The 10,647-nt window shown below is 67.3% G+C and carries 6 protein-coding genes; 2 read left to right on the top strand and 4 right to left on the bottom strand.

Annotated features, from left to right (window positions below; all coding sequences use genetic code 11):
• Together ACQI5H_RS22065 and ACQI5H_RS22060 are read right to left on the bottom strand one after the other, a co-directional pair.
• On the bottom strand, positions 1-560 hold a 560-nt coding region (locus ACQI5H_RS22065), incomplete at its 3' end, for a PPE family protein (RefSeq protein WP_427081417.1).
• Positions 561-967: 407 nt separating this feature from the next.
• Positions 968-1,162, bottom strand: a complete 195-nt coding sequence (locus ACQI5H_RS22060) for a ferredoxin (protein ID WP_427081416.1) — start codon at positions 1,160-1,162, stop codon at positions 968-970.
• 110 nt (positions 1,163-1,272) lie between these two features.
• Between ACQI5H_RS22060 and ACQI5H_RS22055 the strand changes: the two genes are divergently transcribed.
• Positions 1,273-2,448 (top strand): cytochrome P450, encoded by a 1,176-nt coding sequence (locus tag ACQI5H_RS22055; RefSeq protein ID WP_427081415.1) that lies wholly within the window; start codon positions 1,273-1,275, stop codon positions 2,446-2,448.
• Positions 2,449-2,450: 2 nt separating this feature from the next.
• On the opposite strand, the gene eccCa is transcribed toward ACQI5H_RS22055, so the two are convergent.
• Both eccCa and eccB read right to left on the bottom strand, forming a co-directional pair.
• Entirely contained in the window at positions 2,451-6,617 is a 4,167-nt protein-coding gene (gene eccCa / locus ACQI5H_RS22050; RefSeq protein ID WP_427081414.1) for a type VII secretion protein EccCa, read from the bottom strand.
• Positions 6,614-8,131 carry a type VII secretion protein EccB gene (gene eccB, locus ACQI5H_RS22045; protein ID WP_427081413.1) on the bottom strand — a complete coding sequence of 506 codons (1,518 nt, stop codon included), beginning with the start codon at positions 8,129-8,131 and terminating at the stop codon, positions 6,614-6,616. The genes eccCa and eccB overlap by 4 nt, the downstream gene beginning before the upstream one ends.
• A 340-nt stretch (positions 8,132-8,471) precedes the next feature.
• On the opposite strand from eccB, the gene malQ reads away from it, so the two are divergent.
• Positions 8,472-10,622 carry a 4-alpha-glucanotransferase gene (malQ, locus tag ACQI5H_RS22040; RefSeq protein WP_427081412.1) on the top strand — a complete coding sequence of 717 codons (2,151 nt, stop codon included), beginning with the start codon at positions 8,472-8,474 and terminating at the stop codon, positions 10,620-10,622.
• The last annotated feature ends 25 nt before the right edge of the window (positions 10,623-10,647 follow it).

Below are 10,647 nucleotides of genomic sequence, written 5' to 3'. Positions count from 1 at the left end.
ACTGCCAGGGCCTGTTCGGCGGGGGCCTCGGGGGTGGTGGTGTTCGGCGGGGTCTCAAATGGCTGCAGGGCTGAGGCCAGCGCTGCGGAGGCCGAGTAGGCATACATGGTGGCGGCGTCTTGGGCCCACATCTCCATGTATTGGGCTTCGGTGGCCATGATCGCCGGGGTGTTTTGGCCGAAGAAGTTGGTCGCGATCAGCGTCATCAACAACACCCGGTTGGCCGCGATCACCGGTGGGGGCACCGTGCCCATAAACGCGGTCTCATAGGCCCCCGCGGCCGCGCGGGCCTGGTTGGCGGTCTCCTCGGTTTGCCCGGCCACTGTGGACAGCCAGCTCACATAGGGAGCGACCGCGGCCAGCATCGACCTCGAGGCCGGGCCCACCCAGGGCGCGCTGGTCAACTCCGACACCACCGACCCATAGCCACTGGCCGCCGCGGCCAACTCCGCGGCCAACTCATCCCACGCAGCAGCCGCCGCCAACATCGGCCCCGAGCCGGGACCCGCATACATCAGACCGGAATTGATTTCGGGCGGTAACGCCGCGAAGTCCAACACCGTGTCCTCCTCAGTTGGCTGTGATCGCGCTTGCGATCGCAGCCGTCAGACAATCTGTGGGCAGGGTCGCGATTTGGTCGACGGGCGTTGTCGCCAATTGCCGACCCAGGGACCGCGCTGACCCTAGGCAAGCCACTGACTGGGGTCTTTCGACTCGGCAAAGCGAGCGGCTGAGTGTCCGGTCAGGAAGGACATGCGCATTCCGCCTACTTCACCCCACTGTCAGCAACCGAGCGACAGCTCGTTTTTCTCTGAACTGCCGCTCGCACAAGACATTAGCGGGCCATCGCGGGCACGCCCGACCAACGGCGCGACGTTTTCACTACTTGCCAGCCACTATTCATTCCAGGCCAGCTTCTGTTCATTTGCGACAACCGATTGTTCACCCGCAGTTTGCTTTTCGGCCGTCACTCCTCTTCGAGGATCAGTGCCATCTCCGGGCATGAAGCCACACCGTCGCGCGTCAGCTGCGCATCCCCGGGCGCTACCTCGTGCTCCTCGAGGATCGAATAGCCGGACTCGTCGATGGGGAACAGGTCCGGGTCGACGGCGTAGCACTGCGCGTGGCCCACGCATTTCGACTTTTCGAGACGAACCCTCACGGCTTCCTCCCCCGACGGCTGGTGCGCACCGGATCGGACTTGACAAATCGGCGGGTAGATCGGTCGGTCGCTAGAGTCTAGACCGGGAAGACAACCGGGGATCGGAGCGCATGAGCACCCTTGGCGATTGGCAGCCGGGCACGTTCTACCTACCGCGCCTCGACTACTTCACGTTGCCGATGGCCGAAGACCGAGGGGTCGGGTGGAAGACACTGCGCGACGCCGGGCCCGTGGTGTTCATGAATGGCTACTACTACCTGACGCGACGCGAGGATGTGCTTGCCGCGCTGCGCAATCCCAAGGTCTTTTCGTCAACGATCCTGCAACCGCCCTCCGATCCGCTGCCGGTGCTCCCGCTGGCGTTCGACCCGCCGCAGCACACGCACTACCGCAAAATCCTGCAGCCGTATTTCAGCCCGGCCGCGCTGAGTGAGTCCCGGCCGGTGCTGCAGCGGCATGCCTCCGAGATGATCGGGGCCCTCGCCGGCCGGGGCGAGTGCGAGGTCATGGCGGATTTCGCCAGGCTCTATCCCTTTCAGGCCTTCCTCGACCTCTACGGCCTGCCGCTGGAGGACCGTGACCGCCTCATCGCCTGGAAAGACGCCATCATCGGCGACAAGGAAGGCGTCACCATCGCCGAGATGCAGGCAGGAGAGCTGGAACTGCTCGAATATCTCACCGAAGCGGTCCAACGGCGCCGCAAGGAGCCGGGCACGGACATGCTGTCACGCGTGATGACCGGGCCGGGCGACTTCACCGATCTCGAGCTGCTGGGCATGAGCCACCTGTTGATCCTGGCGGGTCTGGACACGGTGACGGCGATCATCGGGTTTTCTCTGTTCGAGCTGGCGCGCAGGCCGCAGTTGCGCGCCGAGCTTCGCGACAATCCGAAGCAAATAAGGGTTTTCATCGAAGAGATCATTCGGCTGCAGCCGCCGGCGCCGGTGGCGCCCAGGATTGTCACCGAGTTCGTCAACGTCGGCGGCATGACGCTGCCGCCGGGCTCGCAGGTCCGGTTGTGTATGGCCGCGGTCAACCGTGACGGCAGCGACGCCTGGTCCACCGATGACCTGGTCATGGACGGAAAAGTGCACCGCCACTGGGGATTTGGCAGCGGCCCGCACCGCTGCCTGGGCTCCCATCTGGCACGGATCGAGCTGACGGTGATCGTCGGCGAATGGCTCCAGCAGATCCCTGACTTCGAGGCGCCGACGGACTACGCCCCGGAAATCAAATTCCCGTCAAAGTCCTTCGCGCTCAAGTCATTACCGCTGCGCTGGGGCTGACCCTACTTACGCAGTTCGGTTGCCGCCACCTGAACGAACACGCCGGTGTCCTCGGCCATCAGCAGGCCGCGGCCACGGGGCAGCGGGCCGCCCTTCATCTTGCCGCGGATGAAGCCCTCGTCGGGGTCGGCATCCATCACCAGCAAGGGCGCGTTCGCCTGGTGCAGTGCCCGCAGTATCGGGTCGCTGCCCGCCGACGACCAGCCGCCGAACGTCCGCGTCACGAGGACGTGCAAGCCCACGTCGGCGGCCCTGGTCACCCAGGGTGCCGCCTGATGCAGCGGCGAGTCGAAGCCCGGGGGAAGCTGCTGGATGTCGTCGACGATCAGGAAGATCTCCGGCCCGCTCCACCACGACCGCGACAACAACTCTTCCGCGGACAGGCCGGGCGGGGGTTGCCGACTGGCCAGCACCGCAGAGAGCTCACCCATCATGGCCTGTACGCCGTCGAGGTTGTAGGCGAATTTCTCGACGTACTCGGAGCCCAGCACGGTCAGTAGCTGACGGCGTGGGTCGACCAGCCACACCTGGGCCGACGGCCGGCCCGGTGGGGGCGTCGGGGCGCTGGTGGCGCCCGGCGCGTACAACCGGCCGATCTCGGACATGATGGTGGCCAGCGTCGTGGTTCGACCGCATTCGCGACGGCCGGTCACCATCAGGTGGGCATTCTCGGCGAAGTTCAGATAGACCGGCGCCAGGTCCAATTCGGATATCGCCCAGGCGATTCCGCCCGCGCCCACGCCTTGGCGGGTGTCCCGGGCGGCCAGCTCGCGCACCTGTTCCACGCCGAACCGGGCGGGCAGCCGGCGAACCGGCGTCGCCTGGCCGCTCGCGATGCGGCTGACGGCGTCGACGACGCTGTCGGACTCGAAAACGTTGTCGGCCGTGTTGGCCAGCGCGGGCCGCGCCACCAAGGTGTGCAGACCCGCCTGCGGGTCGCTGTCGAGTCGGACGTAGTTGACCGCGACCATGCCGCGCCCCGGCTTGACCGGAACATCCTTGGCGAACCGGGACCGCACCAGCTTGGCGTCTTCCACCGCCGCCAGTCGCAACTCGACCCGGGAACCGAATCCGCTCCGGACCGGCGGGCGCAGCTCCGACTCCCGGTCGGCGGTGACCACCACATGGACCCCGAAAGAGGGTCCCTGGTTGATGATCATGTTCACCTGCTCGATCAGCACCTCGTTTTCCTCGGCCAGGGCGCGGTAGTTGTCGATCACCAGGTACACATCGCCGAACCCGTCGTTGGGCACCGCGCCGGCCTCGCCACCGAACTTGCGCCGCCGGAACACCTCCATCGACGCGATCCCGTATTCGAGGAAGCTGCGCTTGCGTTCCCGCACCAGCGCCAGCAGTTCGGCCACCGTCCGGCGCACACCGTAGGGATCCGTCGGGCCGGCCACCTCACCGACGTGGGGCAGACGGGCGACGGTCGTCAGCGCGGTGCTGCTGTAGGCCAGGCAGTAGAACTGAACCTGCTCCGGGGTGTGGGTCAGCGCGGCCGAGCAGATCAGCGTCTGCAGTGCGCTGGTTTTGCCCGAGCCGCCGGCGCCCAGGATCAGCACGTTGGCACCGGGCCCGGAGGTGTCGACCGTCCACGGCGGCTGGTCGTGCTTGAACGGGCGGTCGATGATCCCGATTGGGAACACCAGATCCCTGGCGGTGCCGTAGTCCTGTTGCCACTGGCGTCCGAGGAAGCGGTTGACCAACTCGTCGATCGCGACGGGCTGGGTCAGCGGCGGTTGCCACAACCGGTACGGCTCGAAATCGATCTTGCGGAGCTGATCGATGATCACCGTGCCGACCTTCGGTGTCCTGATGTCCTCTTCGTCCTCGCTCTCGGCGCCCTCGATCCCGAGCACCTCGCCATTCGCCTCGGCGGCCACCGTGTCGACGTCCGGTCCGCCGACGCTCACCTCGAGCGGGGTGAACGAGTTCGTAAACAATTGCGGGCGTACGTAATCGATGCTGTGGACCAGCTGCGGCGTTTCGTCGCCGTCGAGGTCGATCCCGCGCGGGTAGTAGTCCCGCCACAGGAACTCGGCCTGGAACCGGATGATGTCCTCGAGACTCTTGCGGAAGTAACCGAGACCCGCCTGGGCCGGCAGGTTCACCGCGTTGGGCACACCGGCGGCCTGCGCCGCGCCTGCGGTGCGCGCCTTCAGCACCAAGCGATATCCCATGTTCTCCATGAGCTTTTCGGCCCGGCTCTCGATGGTCTGCGACGCCATCATCAGGTGGATCCAATACGCACGGCCCTGCCGGCCGATCGAGTCGAGCACGTCGACGGCGGTCGGCATGATGCGGAACCACTCGTAGAACTCGTCGATGACGACCACGAGCATCGGCAGCGGCGGCATGTCCTGGCCGCGGGCGCGCATCCGGGACCGGACGCTGTTGTACTCCTTGGCGTCATCGACGCCGGCGTTGTCGCACACCGCCTTGCGGCGGGCGATCTCGCCCCACAGCGCGTCCAGGAAGCGCTCCATCAGCGCCTGGTCTTCTTCGAGGTCGGTGATGATCCGGGATACGTGCGGCACCCCGGCGAAGGGCTTGACCGCGGACCCACCCTTGAGGTCGGCCAGAACGAACTGCAGCTCCTCGGGCGGGTGGCTGAGCATCAGCGACTCGATCACGGTTCGCACCAGCGTCGACTTACCCGAACCCGTCGTCCCGGACATGACGCCGTGCGGCCCGTCGCCGCCTTCGTCGAGCGACTTCATGTCCAAGAACAACAGCTCGCCATTGTCGGAGCGGTTGCCGAACGGCGCGCGCAACCTCGACCGGCCCATGGTGTCGGTGCGGCTCCCCCACAGCGCGTCGAAGTCGATGTCGGCCGGATCCTCAATTCCGTAGTAGGACAAGATGTCCCGCGCGCCAATGTGGGCCACTCGCTGGCCGATTTCCTCGTAGGCCTCGGCGATGCGCCAGCGCGCCAGCTTCTGCGCGAACTCCTCGGCCTCCGCGGCGCTGAGGTGGTCGGTCAGCGCGAAGAACCAGGGCTTCTCGTCGATCACCATCCAGGTGTCGCGGTCGCGGGGCAGCGCCTCGATCACGCCCTTAGCGTCGAATCGCAAGGTGCGTTCGGGGACGGACGACCACATCGACGAGCCGGTCAGGTCGAAGAACGTCACCCCGTCGACACCCTCGGCGCTGATCACATACTCCCACTGGGGATCCACGGCATCGGCGATGATTACCGTGTGGGGCGTGGGAGTCTGCGCCGACGAACTGGCATGCCGGGGCGTGAACGAGCCACGGCCGGCGAACAATTCGGCTTGCTCGGCGGCGAATTCGCGCACCGACGCGTACACCATCCGCGCGTTGCCCGCCGCGTCCTGACGCCGCGGGTCCCCGAAGTGCGGCAGCCACTTGACCCAGTCCCACTCCTCCAGGTCCGAAGTCACCACGACCATCTGCACGTGGTCGGGACCGTGGGAGAACGCCAGCTGGCACACGATCGCCCGCATCAGCGCCAGTGCCTGCTCACGGTCCCCGATCAGCGAGTACCACGGCTCGACCAGCAGGGAGATCATCTTGGGCAGGTTGTAGACGACGCTTTGATAGCGCCCGAACTCCTGTAGCGCCTTCCCGGTCACCGGCTCCAGCTCGATGTCGGTGGGCATGTTCTGGGGCTCACCCCACGTCACCTCGGGGCGCGTCATGCCCACACCGACCCGGACCACACCGAAGTTGAGGTCCTTGCCGTCGGGCTTGCGTTCCCACATCCGCGGCGACCCCACCGCGGCCGCCAGCGTGTCGGGCGCGGGGTGGAACCACCGGTAGTTGGCGTCCATGCTGTCCGCCGACTCGTGGGCGGTGTCGCGCAGCATGTCCAGCATCAACATGAACTGGGCGCGCATCGAGTCCAGCTTCGGCCGGCTCATCTGCTGCTGGCCGCCGAACCGGCCACCGAACATCATCATCGCGACACCACCGATCATGAAGATCGGGAAAATCGCTCCGGCGCCGCCGAATACGCGCGAGCCGCTGGCGAAGACCATCGCCACCATGCCGATCAGCAGGCCGACGACGAGAACGCCCACCACGATCAGCCACGTCGGTTTGCCCTCCGGCGGCGGAACGCTCAACGGCGTTGGTAGGACGATGTTCTCCGGCTTGATTACCGGAGGCTTTTCCGGTGTGGGCCGGGCAAAACCACGTTTCACTTCGGTACCGCCAACTCTGCAGGGGACATATCCATCGGAAGGGTGTCGTGCTGGACCAACGCGTCCGCTCGGGACAGCGTCGGTCCCTGCGGCAGCAGGCGCAGCGCCACCCACGGCGCCTGACTCGGCTTTGTTTGCAACCCCAACGCCTCGCGCACATCGCGGGTGTCGTCCACCCCGAACCGGGCGCCCGCGTCGGTGAGCCACCACAGGGATTCGGTCGTCTTGGCGCCGGGGTCGTTACCGGTGACGGCCACGAAGTTCGCGAAGTTGGGGCCGAAGTAGACCTGGTCGGCCTCGCGACCGCTCGTGTCGGCCTTCACCAGCGACACCACCCTGTTGGTGTTGCCCTGGGCGACCGGGATGGTCGGCCCGGAGATGACCTGTACGCGAGCCCGGTTCTCCCCGGACGTCTTCTCCCACCACCAGCAGGTCGCCGGGTTCTCCCGGATGTCCATCACGTTCAGCGGGTTGTCCGGATAGGACGAGAGATCCAGCTTGTTGACCACCGGCATTTTCGCCAGCGCGGCGGGTTCGACGGTGACGGGCTTGGCGTTGGCCGGGCCGCCGGCATTCTGCAGAATCTGGGCCACCAGCGGCGGCAGCGTCTGCACGCCATCGGCCAGCACCAGCGAATACTGTTGCGGCCCACTGATTTGCGGGGTGACCAGCACGGTGCCCACCGGCCCGGGGGCTCCCGGGAACGTCGCCGCTGCGCCGGCGTTCTGGATTTCCGGGACGGTCAGTTCGGGCCCCACCGGCAACGCGTCGAACAGGGCGCGGCTCATCGGCTTTGCCATGCTGACTTGCTCGGGGGTCATTCCGAGCGGCAGCAGCACCGCCCGGTTCGCCCCGTCGACACGCGACCGGCGTCCGTCCCGGATGACCCATGCGTCGCCGCCGTAGCTCAGCACCACCGCGTCCGATCCGGTCAGCACCCGTCGGTGGCCGCCGAGGTCCGGGGTGCCGTCGATCACCGTCACGGTCACTCCCGACGGCGAGCCCGCTCCGGTCGAGGCGATGGTGTCGCACACCAGCCACGACGACGACGAGGGGCTCGTGGGCCCGAAAGTCGACGGCGCACCGGGGATGCCGACCATCGGGCCGCGCGGAAGCTTGGCGATCTGGCTTGAGCGAACCAGGTGCGGGTTGTCGGGGCGCCCCGTGATCAGCCGCGCCGACGCCAGATTCAGCGCCGGGTACAACTTGTCACCCACGCGGACGTACAGCGCGCCCGAGTCACGGTCTGCGATGATCGGCGACTCGTTAATCTGGCCTGACGGGCTGATGAACGACCACAGCAACGCGCCCAAGCAAATCACGAGCGCCGCGGAGATCGACGCGACGACGGCCAGGTTCTGCCGGCGCCCCGGCTCGATTTCCATCCGGACCCGCCAACGGGTCAGCGCCATTGCGGTCCGCCGGGCCAGGAACTGGTAGCCGGTTACCTGGGTCCGGGTTGACAACCCGAGGCCGTATCCCGACCCACGCTGTCCGCGACTTTCCTCCGCCACGTTATTTTCACCATCCGGTCTGCTAGAACGCCTGGACGTTGTCCAGCGCGCGAACTACCCGATAACCGTAAGGCACCCGCAAACACATCGCCATGTGGCGAGATTCGCGTTCGCTTTTACGTATTGCTATATCCCTGAACCCAGCCCCGCTGACCCCCGGCCGGATTTCTCGGTGTCCTAGGAATGGTAGCCGCAATTTGCGGCCCCGTCCTGTCGACGAGGCGTTTGGTTGAACGCTTGCTGACCTGCGAACGAACAGTGGGTGGATCGGTCGCCGGCAAAGCAGGGCGACGCCCAGCCGAGTCGCTGCCGGTGGGGTCATGGACGCAAGATGGGCGACATGACTGAGCTCGCACCCTCGCTGGTCGAACTTGCCAGGCGGTTCGGCATCGCGACCGCCTACGAGGACTGGACGGGCCGGGGGGTGCAGGTCAGCGAGAGCACGCTGGTGGCGGTGCTCGCCGCCCTCGGTGTGGCGGCCGGCACCGAGCAGGAGCGCAACGCGGCCATGACGGCGCAACTGCGCGCGTATTGGGAACGCCGGCTGCCGGCGACCATCGTCGGGCGGACCGGCGCGCCGACGCGGTTCTGGGTGCACGTGACGCACGGTCATCCCGCCGAGGTGTGGCTGCAGCTCGAGGACGGCACGGTGCACGGCGGGATCCAGCAGGTGGACAACTTCTCTCCCCCCTTCGACCTGGATGGTCGCTGGGTCGGGGAGGCCAGCTTCGTCTTGCCGGGCGATTTGCCGCTGGGCTACCACCGGGTGCATCTGCGTTCCGGCGGCTCCGAGACCAGCGCCGCGCTCATCATGACGCCCGACTGGTTGGGGCTGCCGGAGCAACTCGGTGCCCGTCGCGCGTGGGGACTCGCCGCTCAGCTCTACAGCGTGCGGTCCCGACACTCGTGGGGCGTCGGCGACCTGACCGATCTGACCGACCTCGCGGTGTGGTCGGCATCCCGCCACGACGCCGAGTATGTGCTGGTCAATCCGCTACATGCGGCCACTCCGACGATCCCGATGGAGCCGTCGCCGTACCTGCCGACGTCGCGCCGGTTTTTCAACCCGCTCTACCTTCGAGTCGAGGCCATCCCCGAATACTCCGAACTGACCAAGCGCGGCCGGGTGCGGCGGTTGCGCGCGGAAGTTCAGCAACGGGCCGCCGAGATCGACGCCATCGACCGCGACAGCGCCTGGCTGGCCAAGCGGTCGGCGCTCAAGCTGCTGCATCGGGCACCCCGGTCGGCGGGTCGCGAGCTGGCCTATGCGGCATTCCGGGACCGCGAAGGCCGAGCGCTCGACGACTTCGCCACCTGGTGTGCGCTGGCCGAGAAGTACGGCGGCGACTGGCATCACTGGCCGAGCTTCCTGCGGCATCCGACGGGAGCCGGAGTCGCCCGATTCGTCGAAAAGCATTTGGAGACAGTCGATTTCCACCGCTGGATGCAGTGGCAGCTCGACGAGCAGCTGGCCATGGCGCAATCGCAGGCGCGACGGGCCGGCATGGCGATCGGCGTCATGCACGACCTGGCCGTCGGCGTGCACCCCAACGGTGCCGACGCCTGGGCCCTTCAGGACGTGATGGCGCTCGGCGTGACCGCGGGGGCGCCGCCGGACGAGTTCAACCAGCTCGGCCAGGACTGGTCGCAACCGCCGTGGCGGCCCGACCGGCTGGACGAGCAGGAGTACCGGCCGTTCCGCGCGCTGATCTCCTCGGTGCTGCGCCACGCCGGCGGCGTACGCATCGACCACATCATCGGATTGTTTCGGCTGTGGTGGATTCCCGACGGCGCGCGGCCCACCGAGGGCACCTACGTGCGCTACGACCACGAGGCGATGATCGGCATCGTCGCCCTGGAAGCGCACCGGGCCGGCGCCCTGGTCGTCGGCGAGGATCTGGGCACGGTCGAACCGTGGGTGCGGGACTACCTACTATTACGCGGCCTGCTGGGCACCTCGATCCTCTGGTTCGAATTGGATCGCGACGGAAACGGCGGGCCCTTGCCGGCCGAGCGCTGGCGCGAATACTGCCTGTCGTCGGTCACCACCCACGACCTGCCGCCGACCGCCGGCTATCTGGCCGGTGACCATGTGCGGCTGCGAGAGTCGCTGGGATTGCTGACCCGGCCCGTGGAGGCCGAGCTCGAGTCCGACCGCGCCGAACTGGCGGCCTGGCTGGCCGAACTGCGCCGGGTTGGACTGCTGAGTGAGAACGGGCCCGACCTTGAAGATCCCGAACAGATCGTGCTCGCGCTGCACCGATACCTGGGCCGCACGCCATCGCGGCTGCTGGGGGTGGCGCTGACTGACGCCGTCGGTGACCGCAGGACGCAGAACCAGCCCGGCACCACCGACGAATATCCGAATTGGCGCGTCCCGCTGACCGGCCCGGACGGGCGGCCGGTGATGCTCGAGGACGTGTTCACGGATCGCCGGGCTGCCGCGCTGGCCGAGGCCGTGCGCGCCTCGGTCGCGCCTCCCGCTGTCTGACGAGGACCACCTGTTAGCTTCGGGT

This window comes from Mycobacterium heidelbergense (assembly GCF_050205645.1).
In the GTDB taxonomy this organism is placed as follows: Bacteria; Actinomycetota; Actinomycetes; order Mycobacteriales; family Mycobacteriaceae; genus Mycobacterium; species Mycobacterium heidelbergense_A.
This window is presented reverse-complemented; position numbering and strand designations above follow the sequence as displayed.

Bases quoted from the DNA above. Each gene is read 5' to 3' on its own strand.
- ACQI5H_RS22055 (WP_427081415.1), top strand. From the start codon at position 1,273: ATGAGCACCCTTGGCGATTGGCAGCCGGGCACGTTCTACCTACCGCGC.
- malQ (WP_427081412.1), top strand. From the start codon at position 8,472: ATGACTGAGCTCGCACCCTCGCTGGTCGAACTTGCCAGGCGGTTCGGC.